25 protein-coding genes and 1 pseudogene are annotated in these 26,938 nt (G+C 71.4%); 15 read left to right on the forward strand and 11 right to left on the reverse strand.

The features are described 5' to 3' along the window. Positions 1-3 precede the first annotated feature (3 nt). Complete coding sequence (locus tag OHT51_RS31730) at positions 4-846, reverse strand: class I SAM-dependent methyltransferase (protein ID WP_328884510.1); 843 nt, start codon at positions 844-846, stop codon at positions 4-6. A 378-nt stretch (positions 847-1,224) separates the two neighbouring features. Here OHT51_RS31730 and rpsA point away from each other — a divergent pair, with 378 nt between their 5' ends. The 4 genes from rpsA to OHT51_RS31750 all read left to right on the forward strand — a co-directional run bounded on the left by rpsA (position 1,225) and on the right by OHT51_RS31750 (position 5,127). Beyond that, positions 1,225-2,727 carry a 30S ribosomal protein S1 gene (gene rpsA, locus OHT51_RS31735; RefSeq protein ID WP_328882335.1) on the forward strand — a complete coding sequence of 501 codons (1,503 nt, stop codon included), beginning with the start codon at positions 1,225-1,227 and terminating at the stop codon, positions 2,725-2,727. 315 nt (positions 2,728-3,042) lie between these two features. Further along, complete coding sequence (locus tag OHT51_RS31740) at positions 3,043-3,981, forward strand: PAC2 family protein (RefSeq protein WP_328882336.1); 939 nt, start codon at positions 3,043-3,045, stop codon at positions 3,979-3,981. Between the two features lie 79 nt (positions 3,982-4,060). After that, positions 4,061-4,696: a dephospho-CoA kinase gene (gene coaE / locus OHT51_RS31745; protein ID WP_328882337.1), complete on the forward strand. Its 636-nt coding sequence runs from the start codon at positions 4,061-4,063 to the stop codon at positions 4,694-4,696. Positions 4,697-4,746: 50 nt separating this feature from the next. Continuing rightward, the gene (locus OHT51_RS31750) at positions 4,747-5,127 is read left to right on the forward strand and encodes a tetratricopeptide repeat protein (RefSeq protein ID WP_328882338.1); all 381 of its coding nucleotides are present in this window, start codon (positions 4,747-4,749) and stop codon (positions 5,125-5,127) included. 7 nt (positions 5,128-5,134) lie between these two features. On the opposite strand, the gene OHT51_RS31755 is transcribed toward OHT51_RS31750, so the two are convergent. Continuing rightward, a complete protein-coding gene (locus OHT51_RS31755; protein WP_328882339.1) occupies positions 5,135-5,401 on the reverse strand; it encodes a DUF6343 family protein in 267 nt (88 codons plus the stop codon). A gap of 109 nt (positions 5,402-5,510) precedes the next feature. Between OHT51_RS31755 and OHT51_RS31760 the strand changes: the two genes are divergently transcribed. After that, entirely contained in the window at positions 5,511-6,422 is a 912-nt protein-coding gene (locus OHT51_RS31760) for an acyltransferase domain-containing protein (RefSeq protein ID WP_328882340.1), read from the forward strand. 109 nt (positions 6,423-6,531) lie between these two features. Further along, complete coding sequence (locus OHT51_RS31765; protein WP_328882341.1) at positions 6,532-7,002, forward strand: DoxX family protein; 471 nt, start codon at positions 6,532-6,534, stop codon at positions 7,000-7,002. 93 nt (positions 7,003-7,095) lie between these two features. On the opposite strand, the gene OHT51_RS31770 is transcribed toward OHT51_RS31765, so the two are convergent. Further along, entirely contained in the window at positions 7,096-7,626 is a 531-nt protein-coding gene (locus tag OHT51_RS31770; protein WP_328882342.1) for an RNA-binding S4 domain-containing protein, read from the reverse strand. A gap of 105 nt (positions 7,627-7,731) precedes the next feature. Between OHT51_RS31770 and OHT51_RS31775 the strand changes: the two genes are divergently transcribed. Both OHT51_RS31775 and pip read left to right on the forward strand, forming a co-directional pair. Further along, the gene (locus OHT51_RS31775; RefSeq protein ID WP_328882343.1) at positions 7,732-8,436 is read left to right on the forward strand and encodes a uracil-DNA glycosylase; all 705 of its coding nucleotides are present in this window, start codon (positions 7,732-7,734) and stop codon (positions 8,434-8,436) included. A gap of 37 nt (positions 8,437-8,473) precedes the next feature. Continuing rightward, complete coding sequence (pip, locus tag OHT51_RS31780; RefSeq protein WP_328882344.1) at positions 8,474-9,436, forward strand: prolyl aminopeptidase; 963 nt, start codon at positions 8,474-8,476, stop codon at positions 9,434-9,436. Positions 9,437-9,455: 19 nt separating this feature from the next. Here pip and OHT51_RS31785 read toward each other — a convergent pair whose 3' ends face one another. Then, positions 9,456-10,130, reverse strand: coding sequence for a GntR family transcriptional regulator (locus tag OHT51_RS31785; protein WP_328882345.1), 675 nt, complete (start codon positions 10,128-10,130; stop codon positions 9,456-9,458). Between the two features lie 180 nt (positions 10,131-10,310). On the opposite strand from OHT51_RS31785, the gene OHT51_RS31790 reads away from it, so the two are divergent. Then, complete coding sequence (locus tag OHT51_RS31790) at positions 10,311-11,795, forward strand: NCS1 family nucleobase:cation symporter-1 (RefSeq protein ID WP_328882346.1); 1,485 nt, start codon at positions 10,311-10,313, stop codon at positions 11,793-11,795. Between the two features lie 5 nt (positions 11,796-11,800). Next, entirely contained in the window at positions 11,801-12,520 is a 720-nt protein-coding gene (locus OHT51_RS31795) for an aspartate/glutamate racemase family protein (RefSeq protein ID WP_328882347.1), read from the forward strand. On the opposite strand, the gene OHT51_RS31800 is transcribed toward OHT51_RS31795, so the two are convergent. The 4 genes and pseudogenes from OHT51_RS31800 to OHT51_RS31815 all read right to left on the reverse strand — a co-directional run. Then, complete coding sequence (locus tag OHT51_RS31800; protein WP_328882348.1) at positions 12,521-12,988, reverse strand: GNAT family N-acetyltransferase; 468 nt, start codon at positions 12,986-12,988, stop codon at positions 12,521-12,523. It lies immediately after the preceding gene. Beyond that, a complete protein-coding gene (locus tag OHT51_RS31805; protein ID WP_328882349.1) occupies positions 12,985-13,401 on the reverse strand; it encodes a RidA family protein in 417 nt (138 codons plus the stop codon). Before OHT51_RS31805 ends, OHT51_RS31800 begins: the two co-directional genes overlap by 4 nt. 107 nt (positions 13,402-13,508) lie before the next feature. Beyond that, the gene (locus OHT51_RS31810; RefSeq protein WP_328882350.1) at positions 13,509-16,868 is read right to left on the reverse strand and encodes a S8 family peptidase; all 3,360 of its coding nucleotides are present in this window, start codon (positions 16,866-16,868) and stop codon (positions 13,509-13,511) included. A 92-nt stretch (positions 16,869-16,960) separates the two neighbouring features. Beyond that, a pseudogene (locus OHT51_RS31815) lies at positions 16,961-17,154 on the reverse strand (dihydrofolate reductase family protein); the annotation flags it as partial. Positions 17,155-17,392: 238 nt separating this feature from the next. Between OHT51_RS31815 and OHT51_RS31820 the strand changes: the two are divergent. Beyond that, the gene (locus OHT51_RS31820) at positions 17,393-19,345 is read left to right on the forward strand and encodes an FUSC family protein (RefSeq protein ID WP_328882351.1); all 1,953 of its coding nucleotides are present in this window, start codon (positions 17,393-17,395) and stop codon (positions 19,343-19,345) included. A gap of 6 nt (positions 19,346-19,351) precedes the next feature. On the opposite strand, the gene OHT51_RS31825 is transcribed toward OHT51_RS31820, so the two are convergent. Further along, on the reverse strand, positions 19,352-19,837 hold the full coding sequence (locus OHT51_RS31825) for a class I SAM-dependent methyltransferase (RefSeq protein ID WP_328882352.1): 486 nt from the start codon (positions 19,835-19,837) through the stop codon (positions 19,352-19,354). A 46-nt stretch (positions 19,838-19,883) separates the two neighbouring features. Further along, the gene (locus OHT51_RS31830) at positions 19,884-20,870 is read right to left on the reverse strand and encodes an endonuclease/exonuclease/phosphatase family protein (protein WP_328882353.1); all 987 of its coding nucleotides are present in this window, start codon (positions 20,868-20,870) and stop codon (positions 19,884-19,886) included. Positions 20,871-21,007: 137 nt separating this feature from the next. Here OHT51_RS31830 and OHT51_RS31835 point away from each other — a divergent pair, with 137 nt between their 5' ends. The 4 genes from OHT51_RS31835 (at position 21,008) to OHT51_RS31850 (ending at position 24,691) form a co-directional block, all read left to right on the forward strand. Then, complete coding sequence (locus OHT51_RS31835; RefSeq protein WP_328882354.1) at positions 21,008-22,360, forward strand: amidohydrolase; 1,353 nt, start codon at positions 21,008-21,010, stop codon at positions 22,358-22,360. Between the two features lie 38 nt (positions 22,361-22,398). Continuing rightward, positions 22,399-23,604 carry a cytochrome P450 family protein gene (locus tag OHT51_RS31840; RefSeq protein WP_328882355.1) on the forward strand — a complete coding sequence of 402 codons (1,206 nt, stop codon included), beginning with the start codon at positions 22,399-22,401 and terminating at the stop codon, positions 23,602-23,604. Positions 23,605-23,661: 57 nt separating this feature from the next. Further along, positions 23,662-24,351, forward strand: a complete 690-nt coding sequence (locus OHT51_RS31845; RefSeq protein ID WP_328882356.1) for a DUF899 domain-containing protein — start codon at positions 23,662-23,664, stop codon at positions 24,349-24,351. Positions 24,352-24,505: 154 nt separating this feature from the next. After that, on the forward strand, positions 24,506-24,691 hold the full coding sequence (locus tag OHT51_RS31850; protein WP_328882357.1) for a hypothetical protein: 186 nt from the start codon (positions 24,506-24,508) through the stop codon (positions 24,689-24,691). 69 nt (positions 24,692-24,760) lie between these two features. Here the strand turns inward: OHT51_RS31850 and OHT51_RS31855 are convergent, their stop codons facing one another. Then, a complete protein-coding gene (locus tag OHT51_RS31855) occupies positions 24,761-26,704 on the reverse strand; it encodes an ABC transporter ATP-binding protein (RefSeq protein ID WP_384183139.1) in 1,944 nt (647 codons plus the stop codon). Positions 26,705-26,938: the final 234 nt, after the last annotated feature.

Below are 26,938 nucleotides of genomic sequence, written 5' to 3' on the forward strand. Positions count from 1 at the left end.
CTCTCAGTCTCTCCCCCGGCCTCCGGCCGGGGGTGCCCCCATCTCGCTTCGCTTGCACACGAAGATCGCCGTGCCCGGGATCAGGTTCCCGCGCAGCGGCGACCAGCCGCCCCACTCCGAGGTGTTCCAGGCCGGCCACTCCGGCTCCACCAGGTCCACCAGCCGGAGGCCCGCCGCCACGACGTCCCGGACCCGGTCGCCGATCGTGCGGTGGTGCTCGACGTAGACCGCGCGGCCCTCGTCGTCCTGCTCGACGTAAGGAGTGCGGTCGAAGTAGGAGGCCGAGACGGACAGACCCTCCGGGCCCGGCTCGTCGGGGAACGCCCAGCGGATGGGATGGGTCACGGAGAAGACGAGACGCCCTCCCGGCCGCAGCACCCGGCGCACCTCCTTCAGCACCAGCACCGGGTCGGCGACGAACGGCAGCGCGCCGTACGCCGAGCACACCAGGTCGAAGGAGGCGTCGGCGAAGGGAAGGGCGCCCGCGTCGGCGCACACCAGGGGGAACGCACCGCCGATGCGCAGCGCGTGCTGGAGCTGGCGGTGGGAGATGTCCAGGGCGACCGGGCGGGCCCCCTGCGCGGTCAGCCAGCGCGAGCACTGAGCCGCGCCGGCGCCGATCTCCAGGACGTCCTTGCCCTTGAGGTCCTCCGGCGGGCCGAGCAGCTCGGCCTCCACCTCGTCCAGGCCCTCGGGACCCCAGACGAAACGATCGTCGCCGAGGAACGTGCCGTGCTCGGTCTGGTACTCGTCCGCGTTCCGGTCCCACCAGCCACGGTTGGCGTGCGAGCTCTCCGCAACGCCGGACTCACGGCGCGTGGCCTCCGGTTCGTACTCTTGGATGATCGGCTCCCTCGTCGTACTCTGCCGTCACCTGAACGGCGTGGGCCCTCGCGGTGGTGTCACGCAAGGGGTGCTCCAAGGCCTGCGTGGCCTCAGGAGACACGTTTTGTGCCGGGTATGCGGCGATCCGCCCCGGGTGGGCGGCTTCGCGCATTGACCCTGTCCGGCTGCCCCCGTATGCTACAAGTTGCGCTGCGGGCCTGCGCTCCTCAGACGTAGCAGGCTGCGCTCGCATCTGTTGTATGTCCCCTCGGTTTTCGAGGCGCCATCACCTTTCCCTGGTGGGGCGCTTCCTTGGCTGTCCGGCTTCTTCAGAGCGATACGGGCTCCCGGCGTAGCAGTACCTACGACTTCAATGTCCGTACCGGAGCCCTTTCCCACATGACGAGCAGCACCGAGACCACCGCCACCACCCCGCAGGTTGCGGTCAACGACATCGGTAACGAGGAAGCATTCCTCGCCGCGATCGACGAGACGATCAAGTACTTCAACGACGGCGACATCGTCGACGGCGTCATCGTGAAGGTCGACCGGGACGAGGTCCTGCTCGACATCGGTTACAAGACCGAAGGTGTCATCCCGAGCCGAGAGCTCTCGATCAAGCACGACGTCGACCCCAACGAGGTCGTCGCCGTCGGTGACGAGATCGAAGCCCTTGTTCTCCAGAAGGAGGACAAGGAAGGCCGCCTGATCCTCTCGAAGAAGCGCGCCCAGTACGAGCGCGCCTGGGGCACCATCGAGAAGATCAAGGAAGAGGACGGCATCGTCACCGGTACCGTCATCGAGGTCGTCAAGGGTGGTCTCATCCTCGACATCGGCCTCCGTGGCTTCCTCCCGGCCTCCCTGGTCGAGATGCGCCGCGTTCGCGACCTCCAGCCCTACGTGGGCAAGGAGCTCGAGGCCAAGATCATCGAGCTGGACAAGAACCGCAACAACGTGGTCCTGTCCCGCCGTGCCTGGCTGGAGCAGACCCAGTCCGAGGTCCGCCAGACGTTCCTCACCACCCTCCAGAAGGGTCAGGTCCGTTCCGGCGTCGTCTCCTCGATCGTCAACTTCGGTGCCTTCGTGGACCTGGGTGGCGTCGACGGTCTGGTCCACGTCTCCGAGCTCTCCTGGAAGCACATCGACCACCCCTCCGAGGTTGTCGAGGTCGGCCAGGAAGTCACCGTCGAGGTTCTCGACGTCGACATGGACCGCGAGCGTGTCTCCCTGTCGCTGAAGGCGACGCAGGAAGACCCGTGGCAGCAGTTCGCCCGGACCCACCAGATCGGTCAGGTCGTGCCCGGTAAGGTCACGAAGCTGGTTCCGTTCGGTGCGTTCGTCCGCGTGGACGAGGGCATCGAGGGTCTGGTCCACATCTCCGAGCTGGCCGAGCGCCACGTGGAGATCCCGGAGCAGGTCGTCCAGGTCAACGACGAGATCTTCGTCAAGGTCATCGACATCGACCTCGAGCGCCGCCGCATCAGCCTCTCGCTGAAGCAGGCCAACGAGTCCTTCGGTGCCGACCCGGCCTCGGTCGAGTTCGACCCGACCCTGTACGGCATGGCTGCCTCGTACGACGACCAGGGCAACTACATCTACCCCGAGGGCTTCGACCCCGAGACCAACGACTGGCTCGAGGGCTACGAGACCCAGCGCGAGGCTTGGGAGGGCCAGTACGCCGAGGCGCAGCAGCGCTTCGAGCAGCACCAGGCCCAGGTCATCAAGTCCCGCGAGGCGGACGCTGCGGCTGCCGCCGAGGGTGGCGACGCGGCGGGTGCGGCTCCGGCCGCGTCCGGTGGCGGCGGTTCCTACTCCTCCGAGGGCCCGGACAACTCCGGCGCGCTTGCCTCGGACGAGGCGCTTGCCGCGCTGCGCGAGAAGCTGGCGGGCGGCCAGAGCTGAACGCAACGCTGGCTCGCTGAGGCCTAGCAGTTGACTGAGGGGCCGTACCTTTCGAGGTGCGGTCCCTCAGTGCTGCCCGGAAGGGTTGTCCTTCGGCTGCGGGGCGGTGGGGGCTTGTCGCGCAGTTCCCCGCGCCCCCTAGGGCGTTGCCCGGACCGGTGAGATCAATTGCGGGGCGGTGGAGCCGCATGTCGATACAGCCCCGCGTCCCTGAGGGGCGTTGCCCAGACTGGCAAGATCAATGAGCTGCTTCTTCGGGAATGCCCACGGCCGTAAGGGTGTTGTGGCGTATGGACACGAGGAGGAGCGGTCACAGTGCTTGATCCGCAGGGTTTGTACGCATGGGAGCCGAAGGGCCTCGCCGTTGTCGACATGGCGCTTGCCCAGGAGTCGGCCGGCCTTGTCATGCTCTACCACTTCGACGGATACATCGACGCGGGTGAGACCGGCGACCAGATCGTCGACGGACTTCTGGACTCGCTGCCCCACCAGGTCGTCGCCCGCTTCGACCACGACCGGCTGGTGGACTACCGCGCCCGTCGCCCGCTGCTGACGTTCAAGCGCGACCGCTGGGCCGAGTACGAGGATCCCGCGATCGAGGTGCGACTCGTCCAGGACGCCACGGGCGCGCCGTTCCTGCTGCTGTCCGGGCCCGAGCCGGACGTGGAGTGGGAGCGCTTCGCCGCGGCCGTCAAGGAGATCGTGGAGCGCCTCGGGGTGCGTCTGTCGGTGAACTTCCACGGCATCCCGATGGGCGTCCCGCACACCCGCCCGGTCGGCGTCACCCCGCACGGCAATCGCGTCGACCTCGTCCCCGGCCACCGCAGCCCCTTCGACGAGGCGCAGGTGCCCGGCAGCGCCGAGTCCCTGGTCGAGTACCGGCTGATGGAGGCCGGGCACGACGTCCTGGGCGTCGCCGCGCACGTCCCGCACTACATCGCCCGCTCCCCGTACCCGGACGCGGCGCTCACCGTCCTGGAGGCGGTCACCGCGGCGACCGGGCTGGTCCTGCCCGGCATCGCGCACTCCCTGCGCACGGACGCGCACCGCACGCAGAACGAGATCGACCGGCAGATCCGCGAGGGCGACGAGGAGCTCACCAACCTCGTCGAGGGCCTGGAGCACCAGTACGACGCGGTCGCGGGCGCCGAGAGCCGCGGCAACATGCTCGCCGAGCCGGTGGACATCCCGTCGGCGGACGAGATCGGGCGGGAGTTCGAGCGGTTCCTGGCGGAACGGGAAGGCGACAACTGAGGGCCGCCGGAGACGGCGGCCGAGGGGGAAGTACGGTCTGCCCGGCGCTGTGTCAGTGGCAGGCCCTAAGCTTCGGGTCATGCTGAAGGTGGGCCTGACCGGGGGCATCGGAGCCGGTAAGAGCGAGGTGTCGCGGCTGCTCGTGGAGCACGGGGCCGTGCTGATCGATGCGGACCGGATCGCGCGGGAGGTCGTCGCACCCGGCACCCCCGGCCTTGCCGCCGTCGTCGAGGCGTTCGGTGAGGACGTGCTCACCGAGGACGGCAGCCTGGACCGGCCCAAGCTGGGCTCGATCGTCTTCGCCGACCCCGACCGGCTCGCCGTACTGAACTCGATCGTGCACCCCCTCGTCGGCGCCCGCTCCCGCGAGCTCGAAGAGGCCGCCGCCGAGGACGCCGTCGTCGTCCACGACGTCCCGCTCCTCACGGAGAACGGCCTGGCACCGCTGTACGACGTGGTGGTCGTCGTCGACGCCGGCCCCGAGACCCAGCTCGACCGGCTCGTGCGGCTGCGCGGCATGACCGAGGAGGACGCACGCGCGCGTATGGCCGCGCAGGCGACGCGTGACAAGCGCCTGGAGATCGCGGACATCGTCATCGACAACGACGTACCACTGGAAGAACTTCAGCGACGTGTGAAGGACGTGTGGGACGAGCTCGTGCGCAGAGCCCACGGGACCCAGGGGAGCCCTCAGCCCCGCTCGCCGCAGGAATAGCCCCGGCGCGATCACGCGTTGAACCCTTCCAGTGAGGGAAGGACTTTGCCGTGCCCGAGACCAGCGGATCGCCCGGACGTACTCCGGAGACGCATGTCATCGACTTCCGCGCCGCCGAGCAGCTGCTCGCCGCGCGGGATCCGCGGGGCGCGGTGAAGCTGCTCGACGGAGTCATCGCCGCGCACCCGGAGAACACCGCCGCCCGGCTGCTGCGCGCGCGTGCGTTCTTCGCCGCCGCGCAACTGCGGCCCGCCGAGCTGGAGTTCACCATCGTCCTGGAGCGCGAGCCGGACAACGCGTTCGCGCACTTCGCGCTCGCCCGGACCTACGAGCGCCGGGGCCGGCCCGAGGAGGCCAAGCGCCACTTCCGGCTGGCGGCCGCGCTCGACCCGAACCCGCAGTACCTCAAGGCGGCACGGTTCGAAGCGTGAGCGGCGCCTAGGGGTGGCGGTTCTCAGGCGGGCGATACGGAGGGATGTCGCGGCCCGGCTGGTAGTGCGGGCCCTGACGGATGTGTCTGAGGACCATGGCCATGTCGATGGTGATCACCAGCCACAGCGCCCCGCAGGCCGCCGCCCAGCCGGGGCGTCCCGCGAGCGCGAACGCGGTGGTACCGAAGATCGCCCACACCACGCCCCACACGCACAGCCAGAAACGGGCCCGCAGTGCACTGCGCGCTGTCCTCGGCTCACTGCCCGTACGCATCGGGATCACCACTCCTTCCTGAAACGTACTCCTCGTACTCCCCGTACTGCTCGTACTCCCCGTACTGCTCGTACTCCTAGTACTACTCGTACTGCGCGAAGGGGGCCTCGTGCTGCCGGACACCGATGAACTGGCCGAAAGCCTGCTCGACCTCGGAGTACCCCATGAGGACATCAACGACCTCGTGCGGATGGGCCCACGGGTGAGGGACGACCCGGAGCTGCGGCAGCACCTGGAGCGGTCCGTCGACGAGCTCGTCCGGGGGATCGGCCAGGTCGGCGGCGCGGTCGACCTGCCCGACCTCGACTGGGCCGCGGGCCCCCTGCGGCGCTGCTTCCCGGTGTACGTGTTCGTCGCGGCGCTGCCGTCCACGCGGGCCTACCACCGCGAGCGCGGTATCCCCGCCGATGTCTCCCGGCGCACCCTCGCCGACCTCGGGCGGAACATGGCCGTGCACCGCAGACGCCATGGCAGGACGGGCGTGCAGGCACCGTGGTGGCTCGTCCATCACTTCCGAGGCGAGCTGTACCAGCTGGGGCGGCTGCAGTTCGAGCGGGCACGGCTCGGGCAGCGTGCGGGGACGAGGCTCGCGGCGGCCGGGCTCGACGTGGGTCCCGACTCGGGCTGCCTCAATGTGCACATCCCCGACTTCTACGGGCCGCTGTCACCGGCCGCGGTCGACCGGTCCCTGGCGCTGGCCCGGGAGTTCTTCGCCGCGCACTTTCCGCAGGAGCGGTACGAGGTGGCGACCTGCCACTCCTGGCTGCTGGACCCGCAGCTGAGGAAGTACCTGCCCGAGGATTCCAACATCGTGGGGTTCCAGGAGCGTTTCCGCGTCGCCCACGAGGACAGGGAGCAGGCCGACAGCGAGCCGGTCCAGTTCGTCTTCGGCGACCCGGAGTTGCCGGTCGAGACCCTGCCGCGGCGCACGGCCGTGGAGCGGGCCGTCGGGGACCACCTGCGGGCGGGCGGTCACTGGTATGTGGGGCACGGATGGCTGCCGTTCGACGGGCGCGGGTGAAGTTCTTCGTACCTGATGACGAATTGCCGTCCCACGGCGATGAGTTCCGGAGCCGGCCCCGGTCTGCCTCTCCGACATCACCACGGAACGCTTCACCCAGGAGACCCTCATGTCCGAGACCACCGCCTCCGTCACCGCCGCCTCCGCCACGGCCCGCACCTCCGGCACGGTCATCGCCGAGTCGGACACCCCGCGCGGTCGCCGTGCCCGCATCGCGCTGCGCGGCCTGCAGATTCTGCTCGCCCTCTTCTACGCGATCGCGAGCGCGCTGCCCAAGCTGATCGCGCACCCGTCGGCCGCCGAGGGCTTCGACGAGCTGGGCTGGGGCAGCGCGGGCATGTACACCATCGGAGCGCTCGAACTGGCCGGGGCCGTCGCGCTGTTGATCCCGGTGCTGCAGTCGGTGGCGGCGATGGCGCTGAGCGCGCTGATGGTCGGCGCGTTCGTCGTCACGATCACCGCCTACGGCGGCGAGAACGCGGCGACACCGCTCATCCTCATCGTGCCCCTCGTCCTGATCGCCTGGGCACGGCGGAGCTCGAACGCGGATCTGCTGCGGCTGGTGCGACGACGCGCCTGACAGGTGCGCCTGCGCGCGCGTGCGCCTGCGCGAAACGACTTCGGTGGCGTCCGGACCGGGCCTTGTCGGCCTGCCGGACGCCACCGTCGGATGTCACCGTCCGCGCGGTCGTTCCGCGTCGCCGCCCATGAGTCCGCGGAGTCGTTCCAGCTCGCGGCGGTCCCGCTTGGTCGGACGGCCCGTGCCGCGGTCGCGGATGCCGGCCGGGGCGACGGCCTCGCGCGGCGGGGGAGGGGGCGAGTTGTCGACGTAGCACTGGACCGCCACCGGTGCGCCGACCCGCTTGCGGATGAGCCGCTTGATGATGACGATCCGCTCCCGGTTCTCCTGGCGCAGGCGCACCTCGTCGCCGATGCGCAGGGCGTGGGAGGGCTTCACGTTCTGGCCGTTCACGCGTACGTGGCCGCCCTTGCAGGCGGTGGCGCCCATGGAGCGGGCCTTGACCAGGCGTACGGCCCAGATCCAGCTGTCGATCCGTACGGACTCGCCGCTGTGCGCACCGGCGGCCTCGGCCGCGGCCACGGCCGCGGCGACCTCAGGGTCGACGGCCGCCTGCGCGTCGGCCGTGTCCGGCTGCCCCTCGGCCGTGCTGCCGGCCTTCTCCTCGTCATCCTCGGAAGCCATGCCTCGACCTTAGTCCCGTCCCGGCCCTCGCAGTCCTCGCAGTCCTCGCACGGCGTCCCGGATGGAGTCCCCGTACGGGGCCGCGACGGCTTTACGGTGGAGGGTGTGGACGCACTGGCCGATCTCGACCGCAGAATCGCGGGCTGCCGGGCCTGCCCACGGCTGGTCGACTGGCGTGAGGAAGTGGCCCGCACCAAGCGCGCCGCCTTCGCCGACCAGACGTACTGGGGCCGCCCCGTGCCCGGCTTCGGCCCGCCCGACGCCCGGCTGCTGATCATCGGGCTCGCCCCGGCCGCGCACGGGGGCAACCGCACCGGGCGGATGTTCACCGGGGACCGCTCCGGAGACGTGCTCTACCAGGCGCTGTACGGCGTGGGCCTCGCCTCGCAGCCCACGTCCGTCGCCGTCGGGGACGGCCTGGAGCTGTACGGCGTGCGCGTCACGGCCCCGGTGCACTGCGCACCGCCCGCCAACAAACCCACGCCGGATGAGCGGGAGACCTGCCGGTCCTGGCTGGTGCAGGAGCTGAGGCTGCTGCGCCCGACCGTGCGGGCGGTCGTCGTACTGGGCGCCTTCGGCTGGCAGGCGACGCTGCCCGCACTGGTGGAGGCGGGGTGGAGCGTGCCCAGGCCGCGGCCGGCGTTCGCGCACGGGGCGCGGGTCCCGCTGGACGGCGCCGACGGCCGCGCCGGGCTCGACCTCTTCGGGTGCTTCCACGTCAGCCAGCGCAACACCTTCACCGGCAGGCTCACGCCCGAGATGCTGCGCGACGTGCTGCGTACGGCGGCGGAGGCGGCCGGCCTGAAATGAGAGGCGGGGGCAGTCGGGCCGTCGATACGGTGCCAGGATGACGCTCTACCCGGAAAACGAACCGTACGACCACGGCATGCTCGACGTCGGCGACGGCAACCACGTCTACTGGGAGACCTGCGGGAACCCGCACGGCAAGCCCGCGCTCGTGCTGCACGGCGGGCCGGGCTCCGGCTGCAATCCGTACTTCCGGCGGCTGTTCGATCCGGCCGCGTACCGGATCGTGCTGCTCGACCAGCGCGGGTGCGGGCGTTCGACGCCGCACGCGAGCGCGTACGAGACCGACATGAGCGTGAACACGACGGCTCATCTCATCGCCGACCTGGAGCTGCTGCGACGGCACCTCGGCATCGGGCGCTGGCTGGTGTGGGGTGTGTCGTGGGGGTCGGTGCTGGGGCTGCGGTATGCGCAGACGCGTCCCGGGGCCGTGTCCGAGCTGGTGCTGACCGGGGTCGCCGCCGGGTCGAGCCCTGAAGTGTCCCTGCTGACCAGGGGGTTGGGGCGGATCTTCCCGGCGGCGTTCGAGCGGTTCCTGGCTGAGCTGCCGCCCGGGGAGCGCGACGGCAACCTCGCCGCCGCGTACAACAAGCTGATCGAGTCGCCCGACCCCGGTGTGCGGGGGCGAGCGGCGCGGGCCTGGACGGACTGGGAGACGGCGTGCGTCCCCGCCCCGCCCCGGTCGGTCCCGAGGTACGAGGACGAGCGGTTCCGCATGGCTTTCGCCCGTACCGTCACGCACTACTTCGGCAACGACCACTTCCTGGGTGAGGGCAACGACGAGGGTGTCGTCCTGCGGGACGCCCCGCTGCTGAAGGGCATCCCCGGCACCCTGGTCCAGGGCAGCCTCGACTTCGGCAACCTGCTGGGGACCGTGTGGCGGCTCCATCAGGCCTGGCCCGGCAGCGAGCTGGTCGTCGTCGACGACGTGGGGCACGACGCGGGGGCACCGACCGTGGCGGCGGCGCTGGTGGCGGCGACGGACAAGTACGCGGACCGATGACGGCCAAGTACGGCGGTCGCTAGGAGAGTTCCTCGGCCGCCGCCTCACCGAAGAGCTGCCGTACCGTCGAGCGGTGGTTGGTGCGCACGTGGGTGAGTGCGTGCGCGCGGGCCCGGTTCGGGTCGCCCGAGGCGATCGCCTCATACAACTCGCGGTGCTCCACGAGGAGTTGGGGCCACTCCTCGTTCCGCCGGGTCATCCAGCGCAGGCGGCCGGCGACCGGTTCCAGTGCCTCGATCAGCAGCGTGTTGCCGGCCATGGCGACGATGCGGTCGTGCAGCCGGCTGTTGACGTCCGTGATCGCTTCCGCGTCACCCGCCTCGGTCGCGGCGGCAGCCTGGTCGAGGAGCGCCTCCACCTCGGCGAGGTCGTCCGGCGTCGCCCGTGACGCGGCGAGTCCGGCCGCGTACACCTCCAGGGCCTCGCGCAGTTCGAAGAGCTCCTTGACGTCGGCCGGGGTCAGCCGGCGTACGACCGTACGGCGTGCCGACTCGAACTGGACGAAGCCTTCGGCGACCAGGGCCCGGATCGCCTCGCGGACCGGAACGCGCGAGACCCCGAGGCGCTCGGCCAGCTCCCGCTCGACGAGCCGGTCACCGGGCCGGAGGCGGCCGGCGATGATGTCCTGCCGCAGGGTCGCCAGGACGCGTTCCCGTACCGCACCCAGGGGTTCGGTCTTCGTCGAGGAGCTCATGGGGCCATCTTCGCCGACTCGGGGTGTGATTTACGGAGCGTTAACGGGAGCGACATCGGTCAGAACGGTTGACGGGAGGACCATGTGCGCAGTTTGGTATACCAAACGCGCGCCTCGGTGCCCCCTTCACAAGGCGCCCCTCCATAAGCACTCCTCCGTCCCCCGGCTCCTGGAGGCCCCGTGTCCCTCGCCGACCGTGCCGAAGCCACCGGCACAGCAGCGTTCGTCCCCGATCCCCGGCTCACCAACGAAGACCTCGCGCCCGCGGGCAAGCGCAACTGGAAGGTCTTCGACCTCTTCGCCCTGTGGATGTCGGACGTCCACAACCTCGGCAACTACACGTTCGCGGCCGGTCTGCTGGTCCTCGGCATGAACGTGTGGCAGGTCTTCACCTCCCTGCTCGTCGGCTTCGTGCTCATCTACGTCGGCATGAACTGGATGGGGAAGATCGGCCAGCGCCACGGCGTCCCGTTCCCCGTCGTCAGCCGCATCAGCTTCGGCGTCTGGGGCGCCAACATCCCGGCGCTGATCAGGGCCGTGATCGCCATCATGTGGTACGGCATCCAGACGTACCTGGCCTCGGTCGCAGTGAACGTGATGCTGCTGGCCGCCTGGCCCGGCCTGGAGTCCTGGACGCACAGCTCCTTCCTGGGCCTGCACGCGCTCGGCTGGGTGTCGTTCCTCTCCCTGTGGCTGATCCAGGCGCTGATCATCAGCCGGGGCATGGAGTCGGTGCGCAAGTTCCAGGACTTCTGCGGCCCGGCGATCTGGATCGTGATGATCGCGCTGGCGGTGTGGATCCTCGCCAAGGCCGGCTGGACGATCTCGCTCACGACCACCCCGCACCCGGTGTCCGTCGGCGAGCAGTGGCGGCAGTGGTTCGGCGCGATCGGCCTGATCCTCGCCACGTACGGCACGCTGATGCTCAACTTCTGCGACTTCTCACGCTTCGCGCCGGACTACCGGACGGTCCGCAAGGGCAACTTCTGGGGCCTGCCCATCAACTCCACCGCCTTCGTGGTCGTTTCGGTGATCGTCACGGCCGGTTCGCTGGAGGTGTTCGGCGAGGCCATCACGGATCCGGCGGAACTGGTCGCGAAGGTCGGCAACACCTGGGTCCTGGTGCTCGCCGCCCTGACGTTCGCCATCGCCACGATGGGCGTCAACATCGTCGCCAACTTCGTCTCACCGGCGTACGACCTGGCCAACGTCTGGCCGCAGAAGATCACCTTCAAGGTCGGCGGCATGATCAGCACGGTGGCGGCGCTCGTGGTGACGCCGTGGAACCTGTTCTCGAACCCGACGGTCGTCAACTACTTCCTCGGCGGCCTCGGCGCCTTCCTGGGGCCCCTGTTCGGTGTGATCATGGTCGACTACTACCTGGTCAAGCGGGGCCGGGTGGACGTGAACGAACTGTTCTCCGCCGAGCCGAGCTCGCGCTACTACTACCGCAAGGGCGTCAACCCCAGGGCGCTGTGGGCCTTCCTGCCGGCGGCGGGGGTCGCGGCGGTACTGGCGCTGGTGAAGACGTTCAGCGATGTGGCGCCGTACTCGTGGTTCATCGGGACGGCGATGGCGGCGGGGCTGTATCTGGTGCTGTGCCGCGACGAGCGGGCCGCCGGGGCCGACGAGCCGGCTGCCGGGTCCGTGGCGCGGGAGGTCTGAAGGACGTGCGGATCGTCGTCACCAACTGCAACACCACGCAGGAGATGACCGAGGAGATCGTACGAGGTGCCCGGGCCGCCGCAGGCCCGGGCACCACCGTGCTCGGGCTGACCCCCGGGTGGGGACCCGAGTCGGCCGAGGGCTGGCTCGACAGCTACCTCTCGGCGGCGGCGGTGATGGACGCGCTGCGGACGTACGACGGTCCCGCCTACGACGCGGTCGTCATGGCCGGCTTCGGGGAGCACGGCCGTGAAGGCGTCCGGGAACTGGTGGACGTACCGGTCGTCGACATCACGGAGGCCGCCGCGCACCTGGCCTGTCTGCTCGGGCGCCGGTACGGGGTGGTGACCACGCTGGAGCGCTCGTGCGGGCAGATCGAGGACAGCCTCGACACAGCCGGGGTGGGCCGCAACTGCGTCGCCGTGATCGGTACGGGGCTCGGAGTGCTGGAACTGGAGGACGCCGAACGCACCGAGTCCGCCTTCCTGGCAGCCGCCGAACGGGCGCGGGACGCGGGTGCGGAGGTGTTGGTGCTGGGCTGTGCCGGGATGACAGGGCTGCAGCGGGCCCTGGGGGAGAAGCTGGGGGTTCCCGTGGTCGACGGGGTGGGCGCGGCCGTGAAACTCGCCGAATCGCTGGTGGGGTTGGGGCTGAGGACGAGCCGGGTCGGAGGGTATGCGCGGCCGTTGCCCAAGGGGCGGGCGTGGGGGCGGAGGCAGGAGTGATCACCGGGAATCGGGTCGGCCGGGCTGCCAGATGTACCGCACGTCGGGCTCCTGCTCCTCGTTCCCGCTGCCGTCCGTGTACTCGGCGGCGACGAAGCCGTGGCGCTCGTAGAACCGGTGGGCGGGCTTGTTGACCTGGAAGGTCCACAGGCTCAGCCCATTCGGGCGGCGCCGCTTGGCGAGGTCGACGAGACGGTCGCCGATGCCACGGCCGCGCCAGTCGGGATCCAGGTAGAGCTGGGAGAGCTGGTCGGCGTCGAGGACCATCAGGCCGACGATGCGGTCGGCGGCTTCGGCGACCCAGGTCTCCCTGAGCGGCACCACCACCTCCCGGAAGTACGTCCGCACGTCGTCGTCGGTGCGCGGCCGGACGACCGTCGGCAGCGCGGCGGCGAACGAGCGCAGCCAGACATCGGCCGCGGCACCGGCATCGGTGGGCCTGGCGCGGCGGAGCGCTACGGGCGTCATGGGCGCGGCGCCTCTTCCGGGACGGCGGCCGTGGCCGTGATCTCCACCAACTGCCCCGTGTATCCGAGGCAGGCGACCCCGAGCAGTGTCGACGAGTGCGGGCCGACGCTCAGCCCGGACGCCTCGACGACCTCCCAGACGGCGGACAGCACCGCCGGCTCACCGCTCACCACGTACACGTCGCTCGCCAGGACGTGTGCCAAGTCGCTGCCGATCGCCTCCAGTTGTACTTCGAGGTTGGCGATCACCTGCTGGGCCTGCCGCACCGGATCTCCCTCACCGACGAGGTTCCCGTCGCGGTCGAGGGGCACGGAACCCGCGAGGAAGGCGAGTTTCGTGCCGGCTTCGACGACGGAGGCGTGGGAGTAGGTGGGGGGCGGGAAGAGGGCGGGGGAGGTGACGCGTCGGATCATGGGGGCTCCTGGGCGGGTGCAGCGCAGTCGGCGGTCAATCCGCCGATCATGCGCGCCCCCCGCCCCTCGTCGCATCCGAATATCCCCGCGCCGGTCGCACCGTCACTTCATGGTGCGAGCCGGTACGCGTTGGTGATCGTCTCGCGCATGGTGTTGCCGCCCTTGTCCTTCAGGTCCACCCGGAAGGACACGGCCTTGGTGGTCGCCGGGTGCTTCACGCTCACCGAGCGCGCTCCGTTCGCGTCGGTCGTCACGGTGAGCGGCTTCCAGGTCCGGCCGCCGTCGTAGGAGACGTTCACGGTCAGCACGGCGACCTGCCCGGTCGCGGCGGCCGCGCCGCTCAGCTTCAGCGGCACGGTGAGCGTGCCGCCCGCCGGAGCCGTCCCCTTCAGGCTCAGCTTCGGCGCGAGCCGCACCGTCGACAGCGGCAGCCTGGCCGTGCCGTCCGACGCGGGCCGGGCCGAGGTGAACGTCCAGACCCCTGCCACCTTCGTGCTGGTGGAGGTGTCCTCGGCGGAGCGGCTCGCCTCGAGAGTCAAGCGGTACGGGGCCGAGGCGGCGGGAACCTCGGCGCCCACCCAGTCCGTCGCCGGGGCCTCGGCGAGGACCCGCCCGCCGGATTCCAGCCGGGCGAAGCCGCCGGTGACGATCGAGGAACCCGGGTTGCCGCTGCCGTCGTTGAACAGCGGGATCCTGGCGCTGATGTAGTCACCGGTCCGCTCGGCGCCCTGCTCCTGAGCCCTCCCTGCCGCGAGATCGGGGCCGACGACACCGGTGTTGAACCGCAGTGTGTGGGTGGAGCCCGGCTTGTAGGTCACCAGGTCCTTCGTATAGAGCATGCGGACCTCGCTGCCGGCGTTGAGTTGTGCGGCCCTCCAGGACCAGCGCACGCCGGCCGTGCTGAGGTAGTGCGTGGTGGCCTGCGGCAGGGGCTGCTCCTGCGGTTCCGTCGTGTCGATGGTCATCCCGCGTTCGTCCATCGGCGTGATGCCGACCGTGCCCTTGGCTCCCGTGACGGACGCGCCGAAGCCGAGCTTCACCTCGGCGACGTCGGCCCGGGTGAGAGTGCGGGTCAGGCCGGTGAAGAAGCTCCCCTTGCGGTTGAAGGCGAGCCGGTGGTCGACGTTCTTGCCGGCCGCGCCGGGCGTCTTCCACACCCCGCTGAACTGAGCCCGCAGCGTGTCGGACGCCGGGCCGACGGCGGCGGTGCGCATCGGCGGCACGCCGTTGCTGGACCAGGTGTTGCCCACGCCCAGGGCCTCGTCGTAGTAACCGACGGTGGAGGTGACGAGCTTCGCGGCCGGATCCGGGGCCTTTACGACGAACGGCTTGGCCTTGCGGGAGTCGAGGGTGACCGCGACGTTCCGGGTCACGTCCAGAACCGGCTGGACGAAGAAGCCCACCTCGTTGTCCTCGGCGAAGACCAGGCTCTCCAACTGGTAGGAGCCCTTGGGCAGCCGCTGGACCACTGTGCCGTTCGCGCTGTACGGGAGTTCCACGTACTTGCCGGACCCGTCGACGGGGTTGACCGTCGTCGCGTAGGTGGGCGGGCTCGCGCCGTCGGCGTCGATGTGCCGCACCGTGACGTCGTAGGACTCCACCTCCCGCTCGACCACCAGGCCGGTGCGCACCTGCCGGCCGTCCCCGCTCGCCAGCACGGTGCCGCCGAAGACGCCGTCGACGCTGCCCTTGCGTGGGTCGGCGGTGACGGTGGTCTTCGCGGTGCCGCCGGCCGGAACGGTGAGCCGGTCGTCCTTGACGGTGAACATGCCGTCCGGGGCGGGGCCGCCCGACGGGCCGGTCCCGGAGGTACTCAGCCGCAGGGTGACGGCCTGGGTCCCGTAGTTGCGGTAGGTGAGGGTCCTGGCGGCCGGCTTGTCGTCGGCGTGCGGCCAGGCGTGCATGCCGAAGCCGAGGGAGCCGGGCTCGGAGACGACCGAGGCGGTGGCGGCGCGCGCCAGGTCCACCCGGCCCGCGCCCTGCTGATGGGCGTTCAGCTGCGGGTTCGGCTCGGCCGAGCCGGTCAGGAGCGCCTTCAGCCGGGCTCCGCTCCAGTCCGGGTGCTGCTGGAGCACCAGGGCTGCGGCGCCGGCGACGTGCGGGGAGGCCATCGACGTGCCGGACTGCGCTATGTAGTCCTCGCCCGAAGGCTCCTCGCTCTGCGTGGTCAGGGCGGCGGTGATGTCCACGCCGGGGCCGGTGATGTCCGGCTTGGGCGTGCCGTCGAGGTTCGGGCCGCGGCTGGAGAAGTCGGCGATCTGGTCCTGCTTGTCCACGGCGCCGACGGTCAGGGCCGCGGGGGCGCTGCCGGGCGTGTCGATCGTGTGGGGCCCGTCGCCTTCGTTGCCCGCGGCCACCACGAACAGGGCCTTGCCGGAGAGCTGGGCGACCGCCGCCTCCATCGGGTCGACACCCGGGGTGTCGCGGGCGCCCAGACTCATGTTGACGACCTTGGCGCCCTGGTCGACGGCCCATTGCATGCCGGCGACGATGTTCGAGATCTCTCCGAAGCCGTCATCGCCCAGGACCTTGCCGTCCAGCAGCTTCACGTCGGGCGCCACGCCCTTGTAGCGGCCCCCGGACTTCGCACCGCTCCCGGCGAGGATGGAGGACACGTGCGTACCGTGGCCGTAGCGGTCCTCGACGACGGGGGACTCGCTGAAGTTCTTCTGCGCCGTCTCGACGCCCTTGAGGTCCGGGTGGGTCTCGTCCACACCCGAGTCCAGGACCGCCACCTTGATGCCCTTGCCGGTGTAGCCCGACTCCCACATGGCGGGCGCGCCGATCTGCGGCACGCTCTCGGCCAGGGAGGCGCGGACCTTCGCGTCCAGCCAGACATGGGCGACGGGCCGCGCGGGGGCGGCCGTACCGCCTGACGTACGGGCCGAAGACCGGCCCGTGACGGCCGCCCACAGCGCCGTCGCGCCTGCCTTGGGTGCCTCGAAGGCCTCGCCGCCGACCGCGGGCAGCGTACGGCGCTCGCGCACGGCCAGGTCCGCGAACGGGTCGTCGTCGGTGGCCAAGTCCCTTGCTCCGGCGCCATCTTGGCGGTAGCCGACGATCAGCGGCAGCGTGGTGCGGTGTGCGTCGTCGTACCCGTCCTTGACCAGCTGCGCGACGTCGAAGAGCTGCCGGTCGAGCACCCCGTCGGCGACCAGCCGCAGGGCGTCCTGCGGGACGACATACGTGTGGCCGGCCTCGCGTCGCACCGAGAAGCCGATCTTCTTGCGGCTCTTGCCGGGCACGAGCCGAACCACCCGGCCGTCGGAGCCGACGGTCACGCGGTCGCCGGTGATCAAGGTGACGGTTGCCGGTGGCTTCCCCTTCGCCCGGGCCTTCGTCCCGTCCTGCGCGGCGGAGCCGGCGGCTTGCGCGGGCTGGCCGCCTGCCGATACCGCCCCCGTGACCAGCGTCCCGGCCACCACGGCGGCCAGTGCCGCCGTTCTCGCGCGTGTTGTGAACCCCACTCGCGTTCCCCCGCCCTCGTGTGCATGCCAACGCGTTCTCCGGTATCACGCACGTGGGGCGGGAACGGTTCTCCGGGGCGAGCGAGGGAACACCCGATCGCGATGTCGCCCTCCCCGGGCTCGGCCCGCAACCGCTCGATCTCCTCCGCCAGGCCGCCGGAGGCCAGGCGGGCATTGCCCTGCACCGCCGACAGCGTGGTGGAGAAGACCACCTTCGGGAGCGCCTTCCAGAGCGCGGGGAATCGCGCGTGGAGAAGTCGAGCGCTGGATTCTGGTCGGCAATCTCCCGCCGACCGCCGACCGCCGACCGCCGACCGCCGACCGCCGGGCGCCGGGCGCGGCGGAAGTCATCGCCCGGAGTTGCGTTCATAAAGAACGTGGCGTTTCCACGCATCGTCACATCCCCGAAACGTCGGCGTCCCATAGCTTCCAAGAGCTCGCCCTACCGTGGACACCACAGCCCAGCCCGAGCCCGGCCACCGTCGCCCGAAGGCACACCCCCGCCCTCGCCCGACAGGAGCCCTGTGTCCCGCCCCGCACGTCCGGCCCTCGCTCTCCCGCCCTGGCTCGCCCACACCCTGCGCGCCCAGCGCGGCCCGGTCCCCTGGAGTGCCGTGGTCCGGGGAGCGCTGGCCGCCGGGCCGCTCCTCCTCGTCGCCGTGCTCGCCGGCCGGGCCTCCCTCGGGGTCGTGGCCGCCATCGCCGCCATGCTCGCCGGGATCAACGACCGTCCCGGCAGCCGTCGTGTCTCCGTCCACCGGCTCGGTGTGCCCGCGCTGGCAGGGGCGGTCGGGCTCTTCGCCGGGACGATGGCAGGGGACCGTCTCGGGGCCGTTCCGCTCACCCTCCTCCTCACCGGGCTCGGCCTCTTCGCGGGAGGGATCAGCGCCGTCGGGCCCGTTGCCTCCGCCGCCGGTACGCAACTGCTCGTCGCTTCCGCCATCGGGGCGGGCATGCCGTTGCCGGAGAGCGGGTGGCTGCGGGCGCTCGCCTACCTCGGCGGTGCCGCCTGGCTGCTCGGGCTGCGGCTGGCGCTCCCCACGCCCGGCTCCCTCGTCGGTGACTTCCGGTTCGACGGCGAGCGTGACGCCGTAGCCGACGTGTACGACGCCGTCGCGGACCTCCTCGACGCCGTCGGCACCCGGCACGCCACCGCCCGCCGGGTCGCGCTCACCGCCGCCCTGGACCATGCGCAGGACGCCCTCACCGGGCCCCGGCTGCGGCGGTACGCCTCCTCGTCCACCGAGCGGCGGCTGCACGCGCAGTACGCGGCCGCTCTGGCCCTCGCCGAGGCCGCCACCGCGCTCGCCTGGGCCGGGGAAACGGTGCCCGCGCGGGCCTCCGAAGGCCCCCGGCGCCTCGCCGCCGCCGTACGCGGCAACACCCACACCGGGCCCCTCCCGGCGCCCTCCCGTTCCGCGCCCGCCCTGCGCGCCCTGGACGATGCCCTGCTGCACGCCGCCGAGGCCTTCGACCGGGGCCGCGGCAACCGCGACCTGCACACCCGGCGCCGTACCGCCGCGGATCTCGCCCGCTCCGTGTTCGGGGCCGGCGGACGGGAGTACGGCCTGCGCGTCGCCCTCTGCTTCGGGGCCAGCGCCGCCATCGCCCAGGCGCTGCACCACACCCAGTGGTACGGGCAGCACGAGCACTGGTACTGGCTCCCCGCCACCGCCGTCTTCCTCGTCAAGCCGGACCTCGGGCCGCTCGCGTCCCGGGTGCTGTGCCGGGCCGCCGGCACCGTGCTGGGAGCCCTGCTCTTCGCCGGGTTCGCGGCCGTACTGCCCCGGCCGGAAGGCCTCATCGCGCTCGTGGCTCTCAGCGGCGCCCTGATTCCCGTGGCCACCCGGCACTTCGCCGCCCAGACCGCCGTCGTGACCGTTCTCGTGCTCGCCCTGGTCATGGTGGGCGGCGAGCCCCAGGCCTCCGTCAGCAGGATCGGCGAGACGCTGCTGGCCTGCGCGATCGTGCTGGTCGTGGGGCACCTGCCGATGCCAGGGCAGCGGGGCGGGGGCGTACGGTCCCGCCTCGCGACGGCCGACCGGGCGGCACATGCCTACCTCGCGCATGTGCTGCGGGAGTCCGAGGCCACCTCTGCTCGGCGCGAGGCCGACGCCCCCCGCCTGCCGTACGAGCCCAACCCGCCCCGCACCGACTCCCGCGCCGTCCGCTGGACCCTGCGCCGCGAGGCCTACCGTGCGCTCGCCGAGGCCCGTACCGCCAATGCCCTCGCCGCCGCCGAACTTCCCGCGCTCGCCCGGCACACGGAGGGCGCGGACGAGATCGTCGCCACTCTCGAACAGCTCGTCGACGCGACCACCGCCTGCGCCGTGCACCTCGACGACTCGGGCCGGCTCACGTCCTGGCACACCGACCGGCTCACCGAGTTGCTGGCGGAACTCGGTGAGAAGCGCGACCGGGCCGGGCTGCCCGGGCCACGGGGTCCCGCGAGCACCGACGTCCCCCTCGCCGGGTGATGTCCGTCAGCCCCGTGCCCGCACGCACACCAACCTGCTGCCCGCCCCGGTCACCCCCACCCGCACCTCCGCCACGAAGCCCCGCGACGCCACGGTCGCCGACACCTTCCCGGCGATCTCCTCGGCCCGGCGCGCGTCCGGCGGCTCCCAGCACAGGTACAGGGAGCCGCCCGGTACCAGCCAGCGTCTCAGCGCGGCCAACTCCCGCTCGGGGGAGCGCACCCAGAACAGGTTCACGTTCACGGCGAGGATCTTGTCGAAGGACGCGTCGGGGAAGTCGGACTCCTCCAGGGAGGCCCTGTGGAAGACCGCCCTGCCCGCCGCCACGCACTCTTCGTTACGGCGCCGCGCCGCCTGCACCGCCGTTGCCGAGCGGTCGATCGCGGTCACCGTGCCCGAGGTGAGCCGTTCGCAGACCAGGGCCACCGCGACTCCCCGGCCGCAGCCGATCTCCAGCACTCGGTCGCCCGGCGCGAGGTCAAGGTTCTCCACCGCCCAGGTCAGGCGCTTTGGGACCGGCCCCCGTGGCACCGCGGTGTCAGTCGCCGAACCGTATCCACACCGGCGCATGGTCCGACCCCGGCGTCCCGACCCGCTCCGTCGGGTCCTCGCCGACCGACGGCAGTTCGAGGGCCCGGTCCTGCTGGTCGGGCAGGCCCGTGCCCGCCTCCGAGACGCGGTGGACCAGACGGTGGCTGGTCAGGACGTGGTCGATCAGCTCCCCGCGCCCGAAGTTGACGCGGGAGAAGCGCCGCTTCACGGGTATCAGCGGGGCCACGTTCCACAGCCGGAGCGCATCGCCCAGATCGGGTTTCCTGAAGGCGCGTTCCCTGTCGAGCTCGGATCCCGGAGGGCCGAGCAGGATCTGCGTCGTCGCGGCGTTCACCACGTCGTTCATGTCACCGAGGACGGCCACGTCCCGCTCGCGCCCGTCGTCCTCGAGCAGGAAGTCCGCGAGGCCGCGCAGAGTTGCCGCCTCGGCTGCCCGGCGATAGAGGGCGTAGGCGCCGAAGCGCGCCCGTTCGGCCTCGTTGTGCGGGTGGAAGCGCGACTTGCTGCCATTGCCCGGGTACGTCAGCAGCTTCGACTTGAGGTGCGCCACGGCCACCCGCAGGGGCCCGTCCGCCGTGTCGATCTCCACCGCCAGGAAGCCACGGCTCGACTCCTGGTCGTGATCGCCGGGCTGCGCGCCGTCGTCGCTCTGCACGGGGCGCAGCTTCTGCGCGAACACGCGCGTGTCCCGACGCACCCGCATCGGCGTACGGCTGATGAAGCCGACACGGATGCCGCGGGCGTCCCGGTGCCGGGAGAGCGCGGTGTGCCACTCCCCGCCCACCGCCCGGACCAGGTCGTCGAGCGCCTCCTCCTGCTTGACCTCCTGGACGCCCAGCAGCATCGGGTCGAGCGCGGTGATCACCGAGGCGAGGGACGCCACCTTCGCCTCGTACTCGGCGTCGGTCTCGGGCGCGCCGTCACCGCTGCCCGGCAGCATCAGATTCTCTAGATTCCAGGTACCGAGGAGCATGTCGGGCCCCTTTCCGGAAGCCGTACGACGGGCGGTGGTGAGGCCAGAGTGCACGTGCCCACGCCGCCGGGACAGAGTGCCGACGGGATACGCGGTTCACCCCGTCCGGGGGCACGACCGCGTCGTACGGTGACTGCATGACGCCTTCTCCCGCCGGTCTCATCATCACCCGGTGCACGGTGCTCACGCACGACGATCATGAGGGGATCGGGTTCGCCGAGGACGCCGCGATCGTCGTACGGGACGGGGTCGTCGAGGCGGTGATCAGCAGTGCGCAGGCCGAGGAGCTGAGCGCGACCGAGCGCATCGACGCCCACGGCCAGGTCGCCCTCCCCGGCCTCGTCAACTGCCACACCCACGCCCCCATGGTCGCCCTGCGCGGCGTCGCCGAGGACCTGCCCACCGAGGAGTGGTTCAACGACGTCGTGTGGCCCGTCGAGTCCAACCTCACCGAGAAGGACGTGGAGTTGGGGGCGCGGCTCGCCTGCGCCGAGATGATCCGCGGCGGGGTCACCTGTTTCGCCGACCACTACTTCTCGATGGACGCCGTCGCCGCCGTGGTCGACGAGTGCGGGATGCGTGCCCACCTCGGCGAGGCCTACTTCTCCTCCCAGGGCCCGCAAGGGCGGGAGAGGTCACTGGAGTTCGCGCTGCGGCATCGCGGCGGCGCGGGCGGCCGAATCACCACCACCCTCGCCCCGCACGCCCCCTACACCGTCGACGACGCCGACCTGGCCGCCACCGCCGAACTCGCCCGTGAGCACGGCCTCCCCGTCCACCTTCACGCCTCCGAGAACCGCGACCAGGCCGAGGCCTGCCTCGCCCGCCACGGCGTCACGCCCATCGAGGTACTCCGGCGCACCGGCGTCCTCGACGTCGACGTCCTCATCGCGCACGGCACCGGCATCCTCGACCGCGACCTGCCGATCCTGCGCAACGCCTCCGGCCGCGTCGCCGTCGCCAGCGCCCCGCGCGGCTACCTCAAGTTCGCCTGGCCCACCACCACACCCGTACGTGCCCTGCGCGAGCTCGGCATCCCGGTCGGCCTCGCCACGGACGGCGCCGCCTCCAACAACTCCCTCGACGTATGGGAGTCGATGGCGCTCACCGCCCTCATCCAGAAGTCGACCACCGGCGACCCCCGCTGGCTGACAGCCCGTCAAGCCCTGCACCACGCCACGCTCCAGAGCGCCCGCGCCGTCGGACTCGGTGAGGTGGCCGGCAGCATCGCACCCGGCCGGCGCGCCGACATCATCCTGGTCGACCTCAGCGGCCCGCACACCCAGCCCGTCCACGACCTCGCCGCCACGCTCGTCCACAGCGCCCGCTCCTCCGACGTCCGCACGACGATCGTGGACGGGCGCGTGCTGATGCGTGACCGGGAGCTGCTGACCATCGATGTGCCCGCTGTCGTACGGGAGTTGGGCGAGCGGATCCCCGCACTCCTGGACCGCAGCCACGGCAGGCGCATCCAGGAGTACGACACCTAGGCCCGGCACATGTTTGCGAGGTGCATAGTCTGAGGTCCATGGATCTCGCCGACGGCCTCCTCGATCACCCGTACGACGTGTACCGGCGGCTGCGCGACACAGCCCCGGTGCACCGGATCGCCGGACCCGACGGCAGTCCCGCCTGGCTCGTCACCCGGTACGACGACGTCCGCGAGGCCCTCGCCGACCCACGGCTGTCCCTGGACAAGAGGCATGCGGCACCCGGGAGTTACCGGGGCCTCGCTCTCCCTCCCGCCCTCGACGCCAACCTCCTCAACATGGACCCGCCCGACCACACCCGCATTCGCCGCCTGGTCGGCCGTGCCTTCACCCCGCGCCGCGTCGAGCAGCTCCGCACGCCCATACGGCGGACCGCCGACCGGCTCCTCGACGCCCTCGGCCCGCACGGCACCGCCGACCTGATCGCCTCCTACGCCGCCCCCCTCCCCATCACCGTCATCTGCGACCTCCTCGGTGTCCCGGACGAGCACCGACGGGACTTCCGGGAGTGGACCGACGCCCTGGTCGCCCCCGACCCGGCGCGACCGCAGGCTGCCAAGGAGGCCGTCGTGGCGATGCTCGGGTTCTTCACCCGGCTCCTCGCCGACAAGCGCACGGAACCCGCCGACGACCTGCTCTGCGACCTCATCGCGGTCCGCGACACCGACGGCGACCGGCTGAGCGAGGACGAGCTGATGTCCCTCGCCTTCCTCATCCTGTTCGCCGGGTACGAGAACACCGTGCAGTTCATCGGCAACGCCGTGCTCGCACTGCTCGACCACCCCGAGCAGCTTGCAGCCCTGCGCGCCGACCCGTCCCGCATCCCCTTCGCGGTCGAGGAGTTCGCGCGCTACGACGGCCCCGCCCTCCTCGCCATCCGGCGCTTCCCGACCGAGGACGTGACCATCGGCGGCGTGACCGTCCCCGCCGGGGACACCGTCCTGCTCTCCCTTTCCGCCGCCGACCGCGACCCCGCCCGCTTCCCCGACCCCGACCGCCTCGACCTCGGCCGCGACGCCTCCGGTCACCTCGCGCTCGGACACGGCATCCACTACTGCCTCGGCGCCCCGCTCGCCCGCGCCGAGACCGAGATCGCCCTGGCCGCCCTCCTGGAACGGTTCCCCGAACTCGCCCTCGCCGACGGCGACCTCAGGTGGCGCCGCTCGCTGCGCGCCCGTGGCCTGCTCGCGCTGCCGGTGACGTACTCCGAGAAAATCTCCTGCAATTCTCCGGGCGGGCGATGAGTTACGCCCCGCGCACCGGTCACCACCCGGACGGACCGTTGCACAGGAGGGGCGCCCATGTCGCTTCCGGAGATCGTCTCGCGCGAGCAGTGGCGCGCGGCGCGCGAGGAACTGCTGGTCAGGGAGAAGGCAGCAACACGCGCGCGTGACGCGCTCAACGCCGAGCGGCGCAGACTGCCCATGGTCGAGATCGAGGAGGAGTACGTCTTCGAGGGCGGCGACGGCAAGGCCACCCTGCTCGACCTCTTCGAGGGGCGGCACCAACTCGTCGTCTACCACTTCATGTTCGCCCCGGACTGGGACGCCGGATGCCGCAGCTGCTCCGGATTCCTGGACCAGATCGGGCATGTGGCGCACCTGAGGGCGCGGGGGACGACCTTCGCCGCCGTGTCCAGGGCGCCGTACACGAAGATCCTGCCGTTCAAGGCGCGGATGGGCTGGACGGTGCCCTGGTACTCGTCCTGCGGCAGCGACTTCAACCACGACTTCGAGGTCACCCTGGAGCACGAGGGCGAGCTGGTGGAACGGCCCGGGGTCAGCTGCTTCCTGCGGGACCGGGACCGCATCTTCCACACCTACTCGACGTACGAGCGCGGTCTCGACGGACTGGGCTCGACCACCGGCTTCCTGGACCTCACCGCGCTGGGCCGGCAGGAGGAGTGGGAGGAGCCCAAGGGGCGTGCGTCGGCTCTCGGGGCGCCTGCGGGCAGTGAACGTATCCGATATCACGACAAGTACGAGGACTGACACAAGGTGTAGCGATTGATCATCGAGAGTGACCGGAAGCTCACACATCGCGGTGAACGAGTGTCAACTACGTCTCAGTCCCGTCACTGGGCGAGGCGATTCACCTCCGGCAGGCGTTAACTCCTACAAGTACGACGCTTTCGGGAGGTGCAGGATGGTGAACGGGCGAACAGTGCTCGAACGCTTTCCCGCGGGAGGGCCGCGAGGTTCGTGGCCGGCGGAGGAGTTCGCACACGCGCGGCGGATGGAAGGTCTGCCCGCCGAGGTCGTCATGGACCTCGCCACGGACGCGTTCCTCGTGATCGTCCGCGGTGACATGGTGGTCGACGCCGCCGCGTGACGCCGCCGCGCGAGGTGAGGGCACGTCGGATGAGGGTCGGCCCGGCTTTGCGCCGGGCCCTCGTCGAGGTCAGCCCGCCTTCGGCGCGGGCACCCGCGTCGTGAACTGCTCCGCCTGGAGCGAGTACAGCTCCGCGTAGACCCCGCCCGTGGCCAGCAGCTCGTCGGGCGTGCCGGACTCCACGAGCTTGCCCTGGTCGAGGACATGCACCAGATCGGCGTGGCGTACGGACGCCAGCCGGTGGGTGATGAGGACGACCGTCTGGCCGGTGGAGGCCAGGGCGCGGATCTTCTCGAAGACCTCCAGTTCGGCCCGTGCGTCCAGGGCCGCGGTCGGCTCGTCCACGATCAGGATGCGCCCCCGCCGGTAGGCGGCCCGGGCGATCCCGAGCCGCTGCCACTGACCGCCGGACAGCTCGTGCCCGCCGTTGAACTGACGGGCCAGCAAAGTGTCCAGGCCCCGCGGCAGATCGGCCACCACGTCCCCGGCCCCCGCCTCCGCGACCGAGGTGGCCAGACGTTCCTCGGTGAGAGGCGCGGAGGAACGGCCGACGGCCACATTGACCCGGGCGGTGAACGGCCAGCGCTTGAAGTCCTGGGCCACCATCGCGATGCGCTCGGCGAGTTGGTGCCGGTCGGCACCGGCCGCGTCGACGTCGTCCCACAGGATGCGGCCGGAGTCCGGGGTGTAGAGCCCGGCCAGCAGCTTGACCAGGGTGGTCTTGCCGGAGCCGTTCTCGCCGACCAGCGCGATGATCCGGCCGAGGGGGAGGGCGAGCGTGACGTCGTCGAGGGCGGGGCGGGCCGAATCACCCGGGTAGCTGAAGCTGACGTTCTCGAAGCGGACCTCCCGCGGGTCCTCGGGCAGCGCGGCGCCACCGACCGGAATCGCCCGTTCGGCCGCCTCGACGTACAGCCGTTGCAGATCACCCACGAAGAGCGCTTCCTCGTGGAGCGCGTTCACCTCCAGGACCAGGCTGTCGAGGCTCGACGAGCCCGTGCGGATCGCGATGACGGCCGTACCCGCCACGGACAGCGCCATGGCACCGGCGAGCAGCAGCCCGCCCAGCGTGGCGTACGTCGCGACGGTCGCGAGCCCCGTCCACGCCGCCGCGATGAGCCCGGTACGCGCCGCAAGCCTGGCCAGCCGCGCCTGCTCGGCCTCCGCCGTCTCCGACATCGCCCGGTAGTGGCGCAGGAGGAACGGCCCGACCCCGTGCACACGGATCTCGGGCGCCGCGGCGGGCTCGGTCAGCAGCCCGCTGATCAGATGGCCGGCCCGGGAGTGCTGCACCCAGGTGTGGAAGGACTCGTAGCGGCGCCGGGCGTTCGTCAGGGCGCTCCAGGCGCTGGGCAGCGTCATCGTGGCGAGGAGGGGCAGCAGCGCAGGGTGCAGCACGGTGAGGACGCCCGCCGCCGCGATCAGCGAGATGGCCGCGTTCACGACCCGCGTGCTGTACGAGATCATCCGGCGGGCGGCTCCGGCGCCGTACTGCGCGGTGTCCAGCAACTTGTGGAAGGCGTGGTCCTCGATCGCGGCGAGCTCCACGGCCGCTGCCCGCTCCAGATACAGCTCGGTCGCCACCCGCTCCACCTTGGGCTCCAGGCGCCCGGTGGCGTAGATCGACGCGGCCCGCAGCAGCGTCGAGACCACCATCACGGCGGCCATGATGACCAGCGCGGGAACGGCACCCCGTAACCGCTCCTCCAGGGCCCCGCCCCCGATCAGGCGCCCCAGCACACTGTTCACGGCAAGCAGTCCGACCGCCTGTGCAAGGCCGCGCCCCACCTCGGCCACCAGCACGGTCCGCGCGGCCCGCCGGTCGGCCTGCCACGCGAGCCGGAAACTCGACGACAGCAGGGACGGCAGCCGCGTCACCATCGCCCGGAAGTTCAGCTCCAGAAAGGCGTCCCGATGCCGGTTCCACCCCATGTCGTACCGCAACGGCCCCCCGAAGAGCAGCTGCTCCGACTCGGACACCTCGGGCCCACCAGCAGCGCGTTTCTTCCCCACCGTCCACCCTCCCCCGGCCGCCCTCGCGACGGAGGGCCACTATGGCGGGGCGGGCGAGTTCGGGGGAGGGCGTGAGTGAGGGCAGGGGGTGCGCGCGGGCGTACGCGGTGAGGGCGGGTGATTCAAGCCCGTCCGGCGTCTGAGGACGAGGCCCGCAGGGCGAAGCGGGGGTCCAGGGGGCAGCGGCCCTCTGGTACGGGACGACAGCGGGCGACGCCCCGTCAATCACAGCAC

The sequence above is a fragment of the Streptomyces sp. NBC_00299 genome (assembly GCF_036173045.1).
Classification (GTDB): Bacteria; Actinomycetota; Actinomycetes; order Streptomycetales; family Streptomycetaceae; genus Streptomyces; species Streptomyces machairae.